Origin of the sequence: Psychrobacter nivimaris (assembly GCF_043419765.1) — a bacterium.
GTDB lineage: Bacteria > Pseudomonadota > Gammaproteobacteria > Pseudomonadales > Moraxellaceae > Psychrobacter.
The window spans coordinates 293,415-311,489 of the sequence record NZ_JBHOFX010000002.1 but is presented as its reverse complement, the minus strand read 5'-3'; the positions used below and the strand labels follow the sequence as shown (position 1 = coordinate 311,489).

14 protein-coding genes are annotated in these 18,075 nt (G+C 43.9%); 8 read left to right on the top strand and 6 right to left on the bottom strand.

What is annotated here, in order from left to right:
• Window positions 1-99 precede the first annotated feature (99 nt).
• The 3 genes from ACHEVO_RS04690 to tolQ all read right to left on the bottom strand — a co-directional run bounded on the left by ACHEVO_RS04690 (window position 100) and on the right by tolQ (window position 2,373).
• Window positions 100-1,122 carry a cell envelope integrity protein TolA gene (locus ACHEVO_RS04690; RefSeq protein ID WP_394124118.1) on the bottom strand — a complete coding sequence of 341 codons (1,023 nt, stop codon included), beginning with the start codon at window positions 1,120-1,122 and terminating at the stop codon, window positions 100-102.
• Window positions 1,123-1,195: 73 nt separating this feature from the next.
• Entirely contained in the window at window positions 1,196-1,654 is a 459-nt protein-coding gene (tolR, locus tag ACHEVO_RS04685; protein ID WP_191115155.1) for a protein TolR, read from the bottom strand.
• Window positions 1,651-2,373 carry a protein TolQ gene (tolQ, locus tag ACHEVO_RS04680; protein WP_057759620.1) on the bottom strand — a complete coding sequence of 241 codons (723 nt, stop codon included), beginning with the start codon at window positions 2,371-2,373 and terminating at the stop codon, window positions 1,651-1,653. Before tolQ ends, tolR begins: the two co-directional genes overlap by 4 nt.
• Window positions 2,374-3,001: 628 nt before the next feature.
• Here tolQ and ACHEVO_RS04675 point away from each other — a divergent pair.
• The 3 genes from ACHEVO_RS04675 to ACHEVO_RS04665 all read left to right on the top strand — a co-directional run bounded on the left by ACHEVO_RS04675 (window position 3,002) and on the right by ACHEVO_RS04665 (window position 9,003).
• On the top strand, window positions 3,002-4,297 hold the full coding sequence (locus ACHEVO_RS04675; RefSeq protein ID WP_101204806.1) for an NCS2 family permease: 1,296 nt from the start codon (window positions 3,002-3,004) through the stop codon (window positions 4,295-4,297).
• A 738-nt stretch (window positions 4,298-5,035) separates the two neighbouring features.
• Window positions 5,036-8,299, top strand: a complete 3,264-nt coding sequence (gene putA / locus ACHEVO_RS04670; protein ID WP_394124117.1) for a bifunctional proline dehydrogenase/L-glutamate gamma-semialdehyde dehydrogenase PutA — start codon at window positions 5,036-5,038, stop codon at window positions 8,297-8,299.
• An 11-nt stretch (window positions 8,300-8,310) separates the two neighbouring features.
• Window positions 8,311-9,003, top strand: coding sequence for a 1-pyrroline-5-carboxylate dehydrogenase (locus ACHEVO_RS04665; RefSeq protein ID WP_394124116.1), 693 nt, complete (start codon window positions 8,311-8,313; stop codon window positions 9,001-9,003).
• Between the two features lie 191 nt (window positions 9,004-9,194).
• Here ACHEVO_RS04665 and ACHEVO_RS04660 read toward each other — a convergent pair whose 3' ends face one another.
• On the bottom strand, window positions 9,195-10,367 hold the full coding sequence (locus ACHEVO_RS04660) for a JmjC domain-containing protein (RefSeq protein WP_394124115.1): 1,173 nt from the start codon (window positions 10,365-10,367) through the stop codon (window positions 9,195-9,197).
• Window positions 10,368-10,557: 190 nt separating this feature from the next.
• On the opposite strand from ACHEVO_RS04660, the gene ACHEVO_RS04655 reads away from it, so the two are divergent.
• Window positions 10,558-10,743, top strand: coding sequence for an NF038104 family lipoprotein (locus tag ACHEVO_RS04655; protein WP_057759633.1), 186 nt, complete (start codon window positions 10,558-10,560; stop codon window positions 10,741-10,743).
• Between the two features lie 212 nt (window positions 10,744-10,955).
• On the opposite strand, the gene purB is transcribed toward ACHEVO_RS04655, so the two are convergent.
• Complete coding sequence (purB, locus tag ACHEVO_RS04650) at window positions 10,956-12,347, bottom strand: adenylosuccinate lyase (protein ID WP_394124114.1); 1,392 nt, start codon at window positions 12,345-12,347, stop codon at window positions 10,956-10,958.
• Window positions 12,348-12,559: 212 nt separating this feature from the next.
• On the bottom strand, window positions 12,560-13,672 hold the full coding sequence (mnmA, locus tag ACHEVO_RS04645; RefSeq protein ID WP_449301499.1) for a tRNA 2-thiouridine(34) synthase MnmA: 1,113 nt from the start codon (window positions 13,670-13,672) through the stop codon (window positions 12,560-12,562).
• A gap of 374 nt (window positions 13,673-14,046) precedes the next feature.
• On the opposite strand from mnmA, the gene ispF reads away from it, so the two are divergent.
• From ispF to mnmG, 4 genes are all read left to right on the top strand, one after another.
• Window positions 14,047-14,550, top strand: a complete 504-nt coding sequence (ispF, locus tag ACHEVO_RS04640) for a 2-C-methyl-D-erythritol 2,4-cyclodiphosphate synthase (RefSeq protein WP_394124112.1) — start codon at window positions 14,047-14,049, stop codon at window positions 14,548-14,550.
• A 117-nt stretch (window positions 14,551-14,667) separates the two neighbouring features.
• Window positions 14,668-15,018 (top strand): Grx4 family monothiol glutaredoxin, encoded by a 351-nt coding sequence (grxD, locus tag ACHEVO_RS04635; protein WP_394124111.1) that lies wholly within the window; start codon window positions 14,668-14,670, stop codon window positions 15,016-15,018.
• 266 nt (window positions 15,019-15,284) lie between these two features.
• On the top strand, window positions 15,285-15,824 hold the full coding sequence (locus ACHEVO_RS04630; protein ID WP_394124110.1) for a hypothetical protein: 540 nt from the start codon (window positions 15,285-15,287) through the stop codon (window positions 15,822-15,824).
• A gap of 259 nt (window positions 15,825-16,083) precedes the next feature.
• The gene (mnmG, locus tag ACHEVO_RS04625; protein WP_179797299.1) at window positions 16,084-17,979 is read left to right on the top strand and encodes a tRNA uridine-5-carboxymethylaminomethyl(34) synthesis enzyme MnmG; all 1,896 of its coding nucleotides are present in this window, start codon (window positions 16,084-16,086) and stop codon (window positions 17,977-17,979) included.
• The last annotated feature ends 96 nt before the right edge of the window (window positions 17,980-18,075 follow it).

Here is an 18,075-nt window from a genome sequence, read left to right as displayed (position 1 = left end):
TTTTTATTTAATGAGACAAGCATCTAGATGAGGCAGCAACCTATGCGAGACAAGCCGCTTAACGTCACGTTACCAATATTATAAGAACCTAGCAACTGATTAATTGCTGCCTTTAAACTGTATGGTAAAAGTCGGGTATTTAGGGTCATCAGCATCAATCGGGAGACTGCCAGTATTGAGTACCGCTTGTCTTGCCGCTTCGTTGACCGTGCTATCAGGTCCAGAGGCGGTCACATTGATCACATCGCCATTTGCATTGACAGTGATGGTTAGGGTGGCACGTTGAGTAGAGCCTCGCGCAGCAGTAGGCGGCGTATAGTTACGCTTGATTAAATTGATGATTTCGCTGTTGCTGGCACCGCGACTGCCACTGGATGCAGAACGACTACTACCCTTGGACGTACTAGAGGTTGACGTATCACCAGACACAGTAGACTGCCCATCTGACAGGCTAAAGGTTTTGCCTGCATTGCCAGAGCCGGCAGTATCAATCTCAATATTGCGATCAGTAGCAGTAGGACGTTTTATCTTTGGTGGATTGTTCTGCTTTTGACGAAACTCTCCCAGCCTTTTTTGTTCTTCTATGATCTGATCGCGTTTGCTTTGATCGACTTGATCGAGCTCTTCCACAGCTGATTCGTCTAGTTGTGCTGCCCACTCAGCCATTTTGCGCTCATACTCTTGATTCTGCTCAAGCAGACGTTGTTGATGGTCTTCGCTCATCAGTATGGGTTGACCAGCTAGCTCCTCAGATCGTGTAAATACAGGCACGCGCTGAGAGCTTGACTGACTTGGATTTTGTGCACTGACGCTACTACCAGACACTTCTGGCTGAGCACTACTGGACGAATCGCTAGTGCTGCTATCCATCTGCATTGCGCTGGCTGCTGCACGGTTGGCCAGTATTTGTCCTTGCATTTCAGCAAGTTGCTCAGGAGATACCATGACCGTCTCAATACTACCAGCAGTCTCAACTTCAGTGGTTTGATAGTTATAAACCAGTATGCCGATGATAAGGCCATGCGCCAGTAAGCTTAGCAACGTCGGCAGTGTTAACCCGTTGCTTTCTGGTTCGGTAGGTACATAGACGGCAGGAGCATTATGCATGGTAAGGATACTCATGAACGTGATTTGTCAGATTGACTACTAGAATTGGCTATTATGATATAAGACATTTACTAAAGGACGCTTATCACTATAAAGAAGGTGTGGGTAGTGGCGCACCAGTCAGTAACCCAACTTTCTCGATACCTGCTTGTTGCAAAGTTGCCATGAGCGTCATGATGGCACCATACTGATTGTTTTGATCGGCATTGATCATTACCTGTACTGGCTCAGTGTTACTATTATCGCTCTGAGACTGCAGGTTAGATAATGTATTAATCAGCTCAGGCTCACTTACTGGCACATCGACATTGCTTTCATAACTGATGAAAATATCACCCTTGTCAGTCAAAGAAACAATCACAGGTAATTGGCTTTGACTCATGGTATTAGTTTGTTCTTTTGGCAGATCAACATCGACACCTGTAATCAGCATTGGCGCTGTGACCATAAATATCACCAGTAGCACTAGCATGACGTCAATATAAGGTACGACGTTCATTTCTGCATTAAGGGCTTTTTTTTCACGGCCGTAGGGGTTTGGTTTCATAGCCCTGTCACCTGACCTGCATTAACTTGGGTTTCTTTGCTAATAGGCGCTTGTACGCTTGTCTCACGCTGCAGCATGCCCGTCATCTCATCACAAAATAAGGCACGCGAGTCATATAGTCGGCTCGATTTTGCTGTGAAGTGATTGTATGCCAATACTGCAGGGATAGCGGCAAACAAACCCATGGCTGTAGCAATCAGTGCTTCGGCAATACCGGGTGCTACAGAGGCGAGGGTAGCTTGCTCAGTTTGAGACAGTCCCAAGAATGCATTCATGATACCCCACACGGTACCGAACAATCCGATATACGGAGCAACGGAGCCAATGCTGGCTAGCGTCGTCAGTCCTGACTCAAGCAATTGCTGCTGACGACCTAGGCCGACACGTAGCTTGCGTTCAACACCATCGATAATATCGTCTTTAGGTTGACGTTTCTTATGCATTCTTAGGTATTCTGAAAAGCCTACATAAAAAATTTGCTCAAGTCCCTGACGGTCAGGAGAGCCCTGAATGCCTTGATATAGCTTGGCCAAGTCTTCGCCTGACCAAAACCAAGTCTCAAACTGTTGATCAAAGTTTTTGGCTGTACCAAGTCGCGCACTCATGCGAAAAATAATAACCCAACTGAGTAAAGAGGCTAATAACAATAGTGCCATCACAATCTGCACCAATAGACTGGCTTGGGTAATAAGATCGACAATATTTAATGATTCAGGCATGTAATGGACTCACGAATAATTGATAACAGCTGGCTGGAATAGTGATATCCGAACCAGACAACCTCTAAACAAACACTATTTACTTTTTATTATTTAACACGCAGCACGATTCTTCACTAAAAATTTGTAACTGTGCTTAGAAAAATGCTGCAACAGTAAGTATCGCGATTTAGGTATCGGTATAATAACCCCCTAGTTTACTTCTAAATGAGAGAAAGGTCATTATTAATGTGTTAAACGACTATTTAGTTGGGCTGCTACTGATTCATTCAATAGTTAGTTGGATAACATGAATAATGACCGAGCAAATACTTATCATCTAAAATTATTGACTCAAACCGAATATTATCTTAATGACGAATAGAAAGTAGTTTTTCGAATAGCGTAGGGCAACATGGCTGTATGTGGCTTTTCATATGGCTTTTCTGACCAATAGTCTTGAAGTCTTTCAAAATCGCATTTTGTACGAGATAGACATTATCAATGATTGAGTTTGTAAGATAACTGGTCTAATATGTTACGCTTTGTTACTACATTATTCTTATTGTGGCATCGTTATTTTTTCGCTGAGGTCATGTTTAATTTTAGGTAATGATGACTTTTTATTAGCCAGTCGGGGGCGACACTTATGAATGCAATTGAACGCTATTTTGGGATTAATGGTGAAAATACCACGATCAAAACAGAAATCATCGCTGGTATAACCACGTTCTTGACGATGGCCTATATTATCTTTGTCAACCCTAACGTCTTAGCCGATGCGGGTATGGATAAGGGGGCCGTATTTGTAGCGACCTGTATAGCAGCAGCAGTAGGTTGTTTCATCATGGGTATCTACGCCCGACTACCAGTTGCACTTGCACCAGGTATGGGGCTTAATGCTTTCTTTACCTATGGTGTGGTGCTTGGTATGGGCTACGCGTGGCAGACAGCGTTAGGTGCGGTGTTCTTGTCTGGTTGTATCTTCGTACTATTGAGTCTATTCAAGATTCGTGAAGCAATCATTAATGCCATTCCAACGTCTCTCAAAAACGGCGTAGTTGCTGGTATTGGTGCGTTCTTGGCGTTTATTGCATTGCAAAGCGCAGGTATCATCGTCAATCATGATGCAACCCTAGTTGGCCTTGGTGACATGACGTCATTTGGTCCTGTCATGGCTTCATTAGGTTTTGTTGTTATCATTGGCCTGTCTTATAAGAGAGTCCCAGGTGCGGTAACCATTGGTATTTTATTGGTTGCACTGATTAGCTTATTAATGGGCTATACGCAGTTCACAGGTATCATCTCTTCACCGCCTTCTATTGCACCGACGCTTATGCAGTTAGACATTGCTGGTGCATTTGATGTGGGCATGATCAGTGTTATCTTTGCTTTCTTATTTGTCGATTTGTTTGATACTGCTGGTACTTTGATTGCTACCACTAGCCAAGCAAAGCTAACGGACAAAGATGGCAATATCCCGAACATGGGCAAAGCACTACTCGCTGATTCAACCGCGACAGTAGCGGGTTCTTTACTGGGTACTTCATCGACGACTAGCTATATTGAGAGTATCTCTGGTATCGCCTCAGGTGGCCGTACAGGCTTAATGGCTGTTACGGTAGGTGTGCTATTCCTATTCAGTATTTTCTTCTCACCACTAGCAGGTATGATTCCAGCTTATGCAACGGCTGGCGCTATCTTTTATGTAGCCGTACTTATGATGGGTACCCTAAAGGACATTAACTGGAGCGACTTAACAGAAGCGGCACCAGTGGTCGTGGTATTGCTATTCACACCACTTACATACTCTATCGCTGACGGTATCGCACTTGGTTTTATTACCTTTACAGCTGTAAAAGCAATTGCAGGCAAGTTTGCAGATATCAGTATCGCTGTCTGGATTTTGACTGCTATATTGTTGTTCAAGATTATTTTCTTATAATGCAACGTGTAGTAAGACATTAATAGCATCTTAAACAAAAAAACCTCCTTACCAGCTGATGATAAGGAGGTTTTTTTTTGTCAGCATTATAAGCCTATCGTCTTAATTTAATCCCGATATTCTTATGGTTAATGTTTAGTATTTCTGATACCAGTATTAAGTAGGGTGATGCCAAACTATGGGCAATAGTAAACAAAAAAACGTAACCAAAGCGTCATGTCCAATAAAGTGCTTGTAAGTTATTGTTATTTAGATATATATTAATTTATGAAAATAATAAATTTCGTTAGTTTGAAAAAAACTTTCGTGATATTATAGCCGAGTTAAGCGCATCACCTCAATCAACGCCGTAGAGGTTTTTCTTACAGTGAATTAGCATCACCAAAGATGACGGATTTGTGATTATTAGAGCGATTTTTCGGTTCAATAAGGCGATATTTGGTCATCACACTCCTTTCACTACTAACAAGAAGAAGGCACTAATGCCGCTTAGCTTTTCGTTGTTGCCTTTGTATTGTTAACGTAGCCCGTTTAACAGTCGAACGACCTACTTAACCGTCTCCAGCCTATGCTGGATTTTTAGTTTTGTGATGGCGCCGTTTGGTCTTTTGATTATTGCTGTGAATATCCGTCAATAACCCCTATTTTTTGATAGCGGTTATGAGCAGTTATACAGGACGATCAGACTTCCTAAAGCACCATTTATTATGGTTTTTAAACGATAGTTATGGAGTTATTATGAACCCAGTAGACCAGTTTACCCCGCAAGAGCCGATCTTGTTTAATCCTGTTGATATGCTGTCGCCTGAGTATCTCGCCCAGTCAGCAGAAGCGCTAAATAAGCGTATTTCGCCGCTATATAGCGCCGATGAAGAACGTTGGTTGTCTGAGTTATTGCCACTTGCCAAACCCAGTATAGAAGAACGCGATGCTGCTGCTGAGCAAACGCGCAAACTGGTCGAGCACGTACGTAATGATGGTAAAGCCGTCAAGATGGTTGACTCATTATTGCTTGAGTATAGCCTTGATACCCAAGAAGGTATCTTGCTAATGAGCTTGGCAGAAGCCTTGATTCGTGTGCCAGACAACTATACGGCTGATGCATTGATTCATGACAAAATGAGTGTGGCTGACTGGAAAAAGCACATTAAAAATGACAATGGCTTTATGGTCAATGCCTCTACTTGGGGCATGATGATGACTGGTCGCGTTGTCAGTATTGACAGCAGCACCACTGCATCAGGTTTCTTGGATCGCATGACTAAGAAGATGGGTGAGCCTGTCATTCGTAGTGCGATGCAAAAAGCCATGCGTATCATGGGCCATCAGTTTGTATTGGGCGAAACCATCGAAGACGCCAATAAAAACAGCCAACCATATCGTAATAGAGGCTATACCTATTCATTTGATATGTTAGGCGAAGCGGCGATCACGCATAAAGATGCGGAAAAATACTTCAACGACTATCTACATGCGATCAGAGCTACGGCGAACGTAAAAGTTAAAGAAGGCATGCCAAAGCCGTCAGTGTCTATCAAATTATCAGCACTGCATCCTCGCTATGAAGCTACGCAAGAAGCACAAGTAATGGGCTTATTGCGTCAGCGCTGCCTGCTATTGATTGAAGCGGCACGTGAAGTCAATGTCGATATCAGTATTGATGCTGAAGAAGCAGATCGCCTTGAGATTTCTCTAAAACTGTTTGAGTCTTTGTACCGTGATAATTTGACAGCGGACTGGGATGGTTTAGGTATCGTTGTACAAGGGTACTCTAAACGTGCTATCGCTGTATTAGCATGGCTTGCTCGTTTGTCTACTGAAGTCGGTGATCGTATTCCAGTACGTCTAGTAAAAGGTGCTTACTGGGATACTGAGATCAAACTTGCTCAGCAAAAAGGTCTATCAGGCTATCCCGTTTGGACACGTAAAGAAGGTACGGATACTGCATACCTTGCTTGTGCGCGCTTCTTATTGTCAGACCATCTGCGCGGGCTAATCTGGCCACAGTTTGCGACGCATAATGCGCATACACTGTCATCAATCATGACCATGAGTGCACATAGAGACTTTGAATTCCAACGTCTGCACGGCATGGGCGATGCGCTTTATGATCATATTTTGCAAGCTTATGAGATTCCTGTACGTATCTATGCGCCAGTAGGTGCACACAAAGATTTGCTACCATACTTGGTACGCCGCTTGTTAGAAAACGGCGCCAACAGCTCGTTTGTTCATCAGTTGCTAGACAAGTCTTACCCAATCGAAAAGCTAACAGTGCATCCATACGACAAGCTGCTTGGTAATGCAACATTGCACAATCCAGACATCCCGTTACCGTTAGAGATTTACGGTGAACGTCGTGCAAGTTTTGGCCCTAATATCTTTATAGAGTCACAATGGTTGCCGTTCAAATCAGCGATTGATAGCCATCTACACAAAACATGGTCAGCAACCTCTATCATTAATGGTAAAGCTGTTGATACCTATGAAGTAGACGGTCAAACGAATCAACTTGATACGCAGACTGTACTTGCGCCTTGGAACCACGAAGTTAGTGCTGGTAAAGTAACTTATGCTAACGCTGAAGTGGCTCGCCAAGCGATTGATGTTGCTGTTGCTGGTCAAGATGTATGGAAAAATGTACCAGCTGCTAAGCGTGCTGAGATATTACGTAAGATTGCTGAGCTATACGAAGAAAACTACGCTGAACTAATGGCACTATGCCAAGTTGAAGCAGGTAAAACCATGCAAGATGGCATCGATGAAATCAAAGAAGCCGTTGATTTCTGTCGTTTCTATGCTGACGAAGCAGAGCGTCTAGATGACGTCGTACATGAGTTCACAGACTTGGTTGGCAAGCAGTCTCGTCAAGTGTATAAAGCACGCGGTACTTTCGTTTGTATCAGTCCATGGAACTTCCCATTGGCTATCTATACGGGACAGATTGTAGCTGCACTTGCTGCAGGTAACACGGTAGTAGCGAAACCTGCTGAACAAACCAGTTTGGTAGCTCACTTTGGTGCACAGTTGATGTATAAAGCGGGTATACCTGCAGAAGCATTGCAATTGGTCATTGGTGCAGGCGACGTAGGTGGTGCTTTGACGGCTGCTGATAATATCGCAGGTGTGATATTTACAGGTTCGACTCAAACAGCCCAACGTATCAACCAAAGCCTAAACGACCATGCACAAACCAGTGGCGAATTGCCTGTATTTATCGCTGAGACTGGCGGTCAAAACGCGATGATCGTTGACTCAACAGCATTGCCAGAGCAAGTCGTTAGAGATGCAGTACTATCAGCATTTGGTTCAGCAGGTCAGCGTTGTTCAGCTTGTCGCATATTGTGTGTACAAGAAGAAATGGCGGATGATTTAATCGAGCTATTGCAAGGTAATATGGCTGAGTTGTCTGTAGGTAATCCTCTATATGCTGCCACAGATGTAGGTCCAGTAATTGATGCGGATGCTAAGCATGGTTTAGAGGCGCACATCGAACGTATGGGTGCTGAGCCGACTGCTACTATTTTGGCACAGACGCCGATGAGCTCAAGCTCAGTCGTCAGTCAAGAGAAGTCTACTTTTGTACTGCCAACAGCGATCGAAGTAAAGAGCATTGATGTGATCGGTGGTGAGCACTTTGGCCCAATTCTACACGTACTTCGTTATCAAGCACGTGATTTGAATAAGCTGATTGATGCCATTAACAACACAGGCTTTGGTTTGACATTAGGTATCCATAGCCGTATTGAGAATACTGTCGAGCACATTGAGCGCCGTGCATTTGTCGGTAACACTTACATTAACCGTAACCAAATCGGCGCGGTCGTAAACGTACAGCCATTCGGTGGTTGTGGTCTGTCAGGTACTGGCCCTAAAGCTGGTGGCCCGCACTATGTCGCGCGTCTGATGCAACTTAGCTCAGAAACAGTCAACGCTGAACAGTCAGCTGCTCATATGACAGCGACTGAAACCCAAACTACCACTCAAACAGAACTCGCATAAGGAGTAGCAACATGGCGACTGAATTCAAAAAAAATCATGCCCAGGTTTGTGAATCTTGGCGATTACTCGGCGCAGTCAACCGCGCAACGTATCTACAAGCAGCCATTCCAAAACTGGCATTGCTCACTGGTGATGCCAATAAAGCAAAGCGTTTATTCAACCATTTGTTGAGCGCTGCGCCTAGCTTGGATGAGATGCATCGTATGACAGGAGCAACAGGCGAGTCTAATGACTTGTATGTGACTGGTCGTGGTAAAACCATGGTCGTCGGTGGCGAAACTGCTAGAGCCATGGCAGTATTAGGTCAGCTTATCGCGGCACTACTAACAGGTAATGAAGTTATATTGCATTGTCCAAGCCAAGATGAGATGTGTAATGAAGCTGCTAAGATACTGCACGACACAGGTATCAGCGAAGATGTATTAAGTGTGGCTAACGATTCGCAAACGGTCACGCTTTTATACATCGATCGTCTAGCACAAGTGGCTGTCTCTGGTAGCCGCAGCGAGGTGCAAGCTATCAGTCAAGAGCTTGCCAATACTGACGGTATTTTGACACAGGTTATCAGTGTCACTGATATGGAAGGCTTGTCAGAAATGCTAACACCTGATTATCTGCATCGTTTTGTCACTGAGCGAGTCAAGACTATCAATACCACAGCAATCGGTGGTAACGCGAGCTTGCTTGAGCTTGGTACAGAGTAGAGTCAATGCAGTAATTACGAATCTGCTTAGCTTTTATATTAACTTTTATAAAGGCTAAGCGGTGTTTGGTAGCGCTATAACTACCAAACTAGTGATTGCATAAGATGTATAAGAAAAAACCGCTATCTGCGTAATTATCAGATAGCGGTTTTTTTGTTTGCGTTGTTTGGCTGAAGTTTGATTATGAGATTTTATTCAGCCACATCCACCCATACCCAACCGTTCTCTAGCCATTCGCTCAAATCATCTGCATCAACATCGGTGACGTCGCTATGTTGTAATGCTTCACCATTGGCCAAGCGTACTAGTACTACTATCGCCGCTTCATCAAGCCCGTCGATACGTTGACCATTGGCATACAGCACGGTGCCATCAGTGGTCTGGCTATAGAGTAGGCGGTTGCTATAGTCCGCCTGTAATGTGGCCCCTTCTGATAGCGCTTGCATAAGCTCATCAGTATCTAACGTCTCTTCTGGCATCAGCGCATCATATTGGCGTTTACTAACCACTTCAGAAACTGCTTGGCGAATCATATCATCACCGCGATCAGATTGTAGCATCTCTAGCAATTGCGCCTTGATAGCCGCAATACTATCTACTTGCAATTCACCTGACGCTTGTAGCGCTTGCGGTAGTAGCATCGGGATAAACAGCTTGCTGTCGTTAGTCGCAATATCGGCCACACTATCGATGATTTGCATCAGGTTTGGACGGCGGCAACCAAACGAGAAAGTCAAACAGTCATTTTGTGCCACACCGAAATGTGATAATTTCGGCGGTACATAAAGGACATCACCCGCTTCTAGTATCTCATCAAAAATAAGCTCGCCCATGTCGTCAAATAAACGAAGCGGCTCATCAGCAACAAACTCTGTCTGGTCATCACAGAATTTGCCTAACTGCCAACGTCTAGAGCCGTAGCCTTGTGCCAAAAATACATCGTAGTCGTCATAATGCTTACCGACCGATCCACCTGCTGGCGCATAAGAGACCATGATATCGTCGCGCTGCCATTGCGGAATAAAGTCAAATGCTTGCCACAACTGGCCAAGCTCTGGCGACCATTGTTCAAGATTCTGCACCAGTACGGTCCATTGCTCTGGTAAGTTTTCAAAATCCGTTTCATTCAGTGGGCTTTTTTTGAGTTGCCACTGTGCCTGACCTTCTTTTTTACTGGCTGCTTGAGTCAGCAGTCTTGCGCTAGCATCTTCTTCAAGCGCAAGACCAATCATGTCATCTGGCTCAAACATATTAACTAGCTGTGGCAACCCTTGCTTGATAAGCAGTGGCTTCTTTTGCCAGTATTCAGTTAGGAATTGCTCAGGCGTGATAGAGTCGGGTAAACAAAGAGGAATAGAAGTCATTGATAAATCCATATTTTGGCGGTGTACAAGATTAATAATAAGGGATGCTTTATAGGAAGGTTTTAATAGTTTAAGATTGTCATCTATTTGATGTCTATTATTTTGGTGACGTTTATATAGTACATATAAGCAATAACGATTATCAAAATAATAGCTGTCAGCAGAGCATCCACTCAATCGTAGGAACGTTATGAAAAAGCTGCATTTTGTTGTCATCATCGCTAGCGTGTTTTTGCTACAAGCCTGTGTCCATAAAATCGTCACAGTACCCGCAAAAATCGCTTATAAAACTACCAAAGGCGTGGTCAAAGGAACCGTTGCTGTAGGTAAAGCCATCATACCGGGCGACAGTGATGACGATGATGATAAAAAATAAAACCTTACTTATCGACTATGGGTTTTGAATCAAAAGCAATCGAATCAAAACCAATCATAGCGTTCAAAGTAAGGTTACTGTTTATTCAGATAATAGCTATTAAGATAACAACTGAATAAGATAAAAATACTATCAAGTAGGAGCGAGTAAATAATACTAAGCGCTCCTACCTTTCTAGTCCGATCTTATTATCAGTATGCTCTTATCAGTTATTAAAGCTTGGCAATCCATTCTTTAATAGCGCGTGCTTGCTCAGTGGCATTACCGATATAAGTAGCAGGCGTCAATGCACGTAGGCGTTCTTTGTCCGCATCACTAACTGCCGATAGCTCATCGCTTTCGACAAACGTTAGCATGGCTTCACGAGTCATGGCATTACCACGAGTCAAGGCTTTTAGTTTCTCATACGGGTTTTCAACACGGTAGCGACGCATGACCGTTTGAATGGGCTCTGCCAACACTTCTTGCGCTTGATTCAAATCATCATTTAAACGCTGTGCATTTAGCTCAAGTTTACCCACGCCTTTTAGACAAGCATCAAACGCAATCATGCTCTGTGCTAGGCCAACACCGATATTACGCAGCACCGTTGAGTCCGATAGATCACGCTGCATACGTGAAATTGGTAACTTCTCACCCAAATGGGCCAGCATCGCATTGGCAACGCCCAAGTTACCTTCAGAGTTTTCAAAGTCAATTGGATTAACTTTATGCGGCATGGTAGAAGAGCCAACTTCACCGTCTTTTAGGCGCTGTTTGAAATAGCCTAAGCTAATATATTGCCAAATATCACGGTTAAAATCGATCAAGATTGTGTTGAAGCGCTTAACGGCATCAAACAATTCAGCGATATAGTCGTGTGGCTCAATTTGAGTGGTGTAAGGGTTAAATGTTAGCTCTAAACGCTGATTGATAAACGCTTCAGCATGGCTCTGCCAGTCGACATCAGGGTACGCTGAAAAATGCGCATTATAGTTACCGACTGCGCCGTTGATTTTACCTAATAGCTCTACTTGATTGATTTGCTTGATTTGACGGGCTAGGCGGTAGGCTACGTTGGCCATCTCTTTACCCAATGTCGTTGGACTGGCTGTCTGACCGTGGGTACGTGATAGCATTGGCTGATCAGCGTGAGCAATAGATAAGTCGACGATGCTATCAGTCACTTGCTGCATTTTGGCAACGACTAGCTCGCGGCTGTCTTTGAGCATCAATGCATACGATAAGTTATTGATGTCTTCACTGGTACAGGCAAAGTGAATAAACTCAAGTGAGTCAATCAAGGCATCCTGACCACGGAACTTGTCTTTGATAAAGTACTCAACCGCTTTTACATCATGATTGGTCGTCGCTTCAATGTCTTTGATAGCTTGAGCATCTGCTTCGCTAAAGTCATCAACGATTGCATTCAAAAAAGCGTTAGTCTGGTCATCAAATGCTGCTAATTCACCAATTGCGCTGTTGTCAGCTAAAGACTGCAACCAGCGAATCTCTACCGTAACGCGGGCTTTGATTAGACCAAATTCAGATAAATAAGGACGTAAGCTGTCAGCCTTTGATGCGTAACGACCATCAATTGGAGAGAGAGCGGTAAGTGGGGTCATGGTTATGCCTCAGTAGTTATGAAATAAAAAACTGCAAGAGTCTAGATAAAAAATTACCATATAAAAAACGACGTCAAAATCGTTGCGCGTAATATAGCAGAAATATGATATTAAAAAAGCGGTCTATGCAAATAAAGCGATGTTGGAGCTCGTTAAAATCAATCTATTCACTGCGTCAACATCTGTGCTTTAGGTTGGGTCTTAAGAAGTAATTAAAATCCGCAAGGTGCATCAATAGATTCAATAACGCCACCGCCCAGACATACTTCATCGATATAAAATACTGCTGACTGACCAGGGGTGACGGCGCGCTGTGGCTCATCAAATACCACGCGCACTTCGCTGCCATCAGCATTGGTCGCAAATACGCGACACGCTTGATCTGGCTGGCGATAGCGAGACTTTTCCATACAGGTTAGACCTTCGTCGCTAAACACATCCGCAGGTGGTAAACCATCAATCCAATCAAGCTTATAGGCTTTTAGCTCGTTGCTCATTAGCATGGGATGTTCATGCCCTTGACCGACGATTAAACGGTTTTTCTCTAAGTCTTTTGCCAATACAAACCACGGTGCCTCTACACGGTCTTTAACACCGCCAATGCCGATGCCGCCGCGTTGACCTAACGTGTAATACATGAGGCCATCATGAGTACCGATGACTTTATTATCATCAGTAAGTATCTCGCCTTTTTGAGCAGGCAGATATTGCTGCAAGAAGTCTTTAAAACGGCGCTCACCAATAAAGCAAATACCCGTAGAGTCTTTCTTTTTAGCCGTCGCTAGGTCATGCTCTTCAGCGATCTGACGTACCACTGGCTTTTCAAGCTCACCAACTGGGAATAGCGTTTTGGCGATTTTGTCACCGCCAACCGCATGCAAGAAATAGCTTTGGTCTTTATTATTATCAAGACCGCGTAAGAGCTGTGCAACCTCATCACCTTCGGCATTGGTATAGTTCACACTGCGACGCGTATAGTGACCTGTAGCGATATAATCTGCACCAAGGGTCAACGCATAGTCCAAAAACGCCTTAAACTTAATTTCTTTGTTGCACAAGATATCAGGGTTTGGGGTGCGTCCTGCTTTATATTCCGCCAAAAAGTGCTCGAATACGCGATCCCAATATTCCATAGCAAAGTTAGCCGTGTGCAGCTTCATACCGATTTTGTCACATACGGCTTGCGCGTCTGCTAGATCATCCATCGCCGTACAGTATTCGGTGCCGTCATCTTCTTCCCAGTTCTTCATAAACAAGCCTTCGACTTTGAAGCCTGCCTGCTGAAGTAATACGGCTGATACAGAAGAATCGACCCCACCTGACATACCGACGATTACATGCTTGGTGCTAGGATTTTCGACATCAGCAAGTGTTAAAGGGCGATGAGCATTAAAAGACTCAGAAACGATTGTGCTTGAGGTATTTTGTATGGCTGACATAAAACGGCTCAACTATTTATACGTTATCCAAAGTACATGCCGACGCCAAGTATCATGCAATAACTACAATACGTAGTCTCAGCACAACAACATCAGCTTGTCTTTTGGATCTGGTATTATGATAAAATAAACATCATATTATACCAGTTAATTGAAACTGGTGGCGACCGATGGTGTCTGGCTACTAGTAAAACCACTTTGAAAATTCAGATAGTGGTTTTGAATTATTTTAATCACCTTTAACTCATCTTGGAATAATAATGATAAAAATTGGTCAAGGTATCGACGTTCACGCTTTTCATAATAATGGTCAGCAGCAGCAATATGTCATTCTAGCGGGCGTGCCTATTGAGCATACTCACAGTTTGCTCGCACACTCTGATGGGGACGTGGTCTTGCATGCATTGGCTGATGCGCTACTTGGTGCATTGGCATTTGGTGATATCGGGCAGCATTTTCCCGATACCGATGCGGCACATGCTGGATTGGATTCACGAGTATTGCTGCGTTATGTTTATAGTAAAGTGCAAGAGGCTGGTTATAGCCTAGGCAACGCTGATATTACGGTGATGTGTGAACGTCCAAAGTTAGCGCCGCATAATCTAGCCATGCGCGCCAATATCGCTAGTGACCTGCAAACGGATATTAGCAATATCAGTGTGAAAGCCACCACGACTGAAAAATTGGGATTTACGGGTCGTCAAGAGGGCATCATGGCCAATGCCGTGGTATTATTAGTCCCTAATGCTGTCGAACCTACATAGATCGAAAATTCGTGCTTGTAATACAGCGGCAGTCGCCCCATGTATTAGCCACGTCTTTACACAATTATTTTATATAAATAATCATTTTAATGAACCGCTTTATCAATAGGAGCTTTTATGAGTGAGCAAAACCCAAACACTGCTGCAAACGACGTTGAACAATTGATCCGTGATCAAATCCGTGACAATAAAGTTATTATCTACATGAAAGGCACACCGCAATTTCCACAGTGTGGCTTTTCAGCGCGCTCTATCGAAGTGTTGACTCAGATTGGTCGTCCATTTGCGTTTGTAAACATTTTAGAAAATCCAGAAATCCGTGCAACGTTGCCAAAAATCGCTAACTGGCCAACGTTCCCGCAATTATGGATTGATGGCGAGTTGATGGGTGGATCAGACATCATCTTGCAAATGTATCAATCAGGCGAGCTAAAGCCATTGGTTGAAGCAAACAGCCCTGCTGCTTAATACTTAAAAGTGTGAATTGGATGTCTTTAATGTCCAATTAGCCTTTGCAAGATACGAGCATAGCAAACCCAAGTAGTCATTAATGGCTATTTGGGTTTTTTTATTGTCGCTATTAGTGTTACTAGTACTGTATTTATTGTTGTTTCCATTAGTATTTCCATGCGCCTATGTTATTAGACTTCATTGTTTTTATAGGATTTACCCCCATATAGTGTCCAAGATACCAGCGATATAAATAACAATTATCAGATGAGTAAGAGAGCTTTATGAATAACCAAACCAGCGAACAGTTAAATGAGCAAAGAGAAGCGGCTGAGCAGGCGGCGATTGAAAAACGCCGTGAACGTTTAAAAAATGAATCGACACGCATTATTGAGATTGCTAATAATGAGTCATACTCAGCACTTAAATGTATTCATCAGCTTAGTGTGGCAGGCGGTGCAACTGAAGCGACATATGTGGCTATCGAGCAGCGCATCGTTGTAGACCAAGATCCTGCGGGTGCCTATCATTTGGCACTTTTAGCACAGAACACACCAGATTTGCCAATTGATGCTCGTCAGCTTATCGAGTTGGTAGTCAACAAGGGTGATAACCATCAACGCTTGGCATTGCTTAAAAACTTACCATTACCGCCGGTTGAGCTTATCAAAGAGCAGATTTTGGCCAGTGATGATGGTGAGGCAATTGGTCAAATGAACGCCTATCTACAGATCAATCCAGAAGGGTATGGTAGCCATCATATGCTGTCTAGTGGTCAATCAGATCAGATCGTACCGCTTAGCCGTGGAAACAGTAATAACTAAGACATCATCACGAACTCAAAAGCTAGCAACCAAAGTGATGAGGGCATAAATATCTTTGCGCTTAATTATAATAGTTTTTGTCCTAGCGTTTTTTAAGCGTGAAAAAATTGTTATAATGATAGGTTATTCAACCAATTATGAACGACTTATCTAAGTCGTTATCTTTTTATAAATTCGACTGACGTTTATTTGCTGACTGTTTTCTTATTTGAACATAAGATATGGCAATCAGCAGCGTTATGAGTCAAGTGAGGCACACATGCAATACCCAAAACATTACGACGTGATAGTGATCGGCGGTGGTCATGCTGGTACAGAAGCTGCTCTGGCGGCTGCACGTATGGGCGCACAGACCTTATTGTTGACGCATAATATTGAGACGCTCGGGCAGATGAGTTGTAACCCTGCGATTGGCGGTATCGGTAAATCGCATCTAGTACGTGAGATTGATGCGTTGGGCGGTGCAATGGCATTGGCAACGGATAAAGCAGGTATCCAGTTCCGCGTATTGAACAGCCGTAAAGGGGCTGCCGTTCGTGCCACGCGTGCGCAAGCAGATCGCATCTTGTATAAAGCAGCTATCCGCCATACGCTAGAAAACCAGCCAAACCTAGATATATTCCAGCAAGCTGCTGATGATATCTTAGTCGAAAATGGCCGCGCAACGGCTGTTGTGACTTCTACAGGTATTGTCTTTAAGACCGAAACAGTGGTATTGACCTCAGGAACTTTCTTGGGCGGTGTCATTCATATTGGTTTAGAGAACTCAAAGGGTGGCCGTGCAGGGGATCAGCCTTCTATCAAGTTGGCAGATCGTCTACGTGAGCTTAAGCTGCCAGTTGGTCGTCTAAAGACAGGTACGCCAGCACGTATCGATGCGCGTAGTGTTGACTTTAGTGTAATGACGGTACAGCCGGGCGATACGCCATTGCCAGTGATGAGCTATATGGGTGATGTCTCTATGCATCCTGAGCAAGTCAATTGCTATATCACCCATACCAATGCGCGTACTCATGACATCATTCGTGAAAATCTTGACCGTTCACCAATGTTCTCTGGGAAAATCGAAGGCGTAGGCCCACGTTATTGCCCATCTATCGAAGATAAGATTCATCGTTTTGCGGATAAAGACAGCCATCAGATCTTCATCGAGCCAGAAGGTCTGACCACACATGAGCTATATCCGAATGGTATCTCAACCAGTTTGCCATTCGATGTGCAGTTAGACTTTATTCATAGTATGAAAGGCTTAGAAAACGCCCATATTACTCGTCCAGGTTATGCGATTGAGTATGATTACTTCGATCCACAAAACCTAAAGCCAACTCTTGAAACCAAGTCGATTGATCGTCTGTACTTTGCGGGTCAGATTAATGGTACGACAGGCTATGAAGAAGCGGGTGTACAAGGCTTGCTTGCAGGTACCAATGCGGCATTGGTCACTACTAACAATAGCGAGTTTGACACGTGGACCCCGCGCCGCGATGAAGCGTATCTTGGTGTGCTTGTCGATGACTTGATTACCCACGGTACTACCGAGCCGTATCGTATGTTTACGAGCCGTGCAGAATATCGCTTGCTCTTACGTGAAGACAATGCAGATCAGCGTTTGACGGAGACTGGTCGTAAGCTGGGTCTAGTAGACGATGTACGCTGGCAGGCCTATCAAGAAAAAATGGAAGCCATCGCCACAGAAACTTCACGCCTAAAAGATATGTGGGCCACGCCTGCTAATGCATTAGGTAAGCAAGTGACCGAGCAAACAGGTGAAGTGCTGTCTAAAGAGTCGACTGCCTTTGATTTGCTAAAGCGTCCGCAAATACATTTTGCTGATATCGCCGCTATCACGGACTCAACCGTTGATGCGCAAGTGGGCGAGCAGATAGAGATTTCTGTTAAATATGCTGGCTATATCGATCGTCAACAAGAAGATATCGATCAAATGAAGCGACTAGAAAATACAGCGCTACCGTTAGATTTTGATTATAGTATCGTGTCAGGTCTATCGAACGAGATAGTACAAAAACTTACGCAAGTTCGTCCTGCGACGCTAGCCCAAGCGGGACGCGTAAGCGGTGTAACCCCTGCTGCTATTCAGTTGTTGGCAATGACTGTTAAAAAGCATAAAAAAGCAAAAGCTGCATTGGACTCATAATAGCTATGCAATAAAGCCTTTTATTATAAAGCACTTATAGTATAAAAAGCCCGTAACGATATTTCTTTACGGGCTTTTGTTTGTCAAAAAAACAGT

Bases quoted from the DNA above. Each gene is read 5' to 3' on its own strand.
- ACHEVO_RS04660 (WP_394124115.1), bottom strand. From the start codon at position 10,367: ATGACTTCTATTCCTCTTTGTTTACCCGACTCTATCACGCCTGAGCAA.
- purB (WP_394124114.1), bottom strand. From the start codon at position 12,347: ATGACCCCACTTACCGCTCTCTCTCCAATTGATGGTCGTTACGCATCA.
- grxD (WP_394124111.1), top strand. From the start codon at position 14,668: ATGAGTGAGCAAAACCCAAACACTGCTGCAAACGACGTTGAACAATTG.
- ispF (WP_394124112.1), top strand. From the start codon at position 14,047: ATGATAAAAATTGGTCAAGGTATCGACGTTCACGCTTTTCATAATAAT.
- mnmG (WP_179797299.1), top strand. From the start codon at position 16,084: ATGCAATACCCAAAACATTACGACGTGATAGTGATCGGCGGTGGTCAT.
- ACHEVO_RS04690 (WP_394124118.1), bottom strand. From the start codon at position 1,122: ATGAGTATCCTTACCATGCATAATGCTCCTGCCGTCTATGTACCTACC.
- mnmA (WP_449301499.1), bottom strand. From the start codon at position 13,672: ATGTCAGGTGGGGTCGATTCTTCTGTATCAGCCGTATTACTTCAGCAG.
- ACHEVO_RS04630 (WP_394124110.1), top strand. From the start codon at position 15,285: ATGAATAACCAAACCAGCGAACAGTTAAATGAGCAAAGAGAAGCGGCT.
- tolQ (WP_057759620.1), bottom strand. From the start codon at position 2,373: ATGCCTGAATCATTAAATATTGTCGATCTTATTACCCAAGCCAGTCTA.
- ACHEVO_RS04675 (WP_101204806.1), top strand. From the start codon at position 3,002: ATGAATGCAATTGAACGCTATTTTGGGATTAATGGTGAAAATACCACG.
- ACHEVO_RS04665 (WP_394124116.1), top strand. From the start codon at position 8,311: ATGGCGACTGAATTCAAAAAAAATCATGCCCAGGTTTGTGAATCTTGG.
- ACHEVO_RS04655 (WP_057759633.1), top strand. From the start codon at position 10,558: ATGAAAAAGCTGCATTTTGTTGTCATCATCGCTAGCGTGTTTTTGCTA.
- putA (WP_394124117.1), top strand. From the start codon at position 5,036: ATGAACCCAGTAGACCAGTTTACCCCGCAAGAGCCGATCTTGTTTAAT.
- tolR (WP_191115155.1), bottom strand. From the start codon at position 1,654: ATGAAACCAAACCCCTACGGCCGTGAAAAAAAAGCCCTTAATGCAGAA.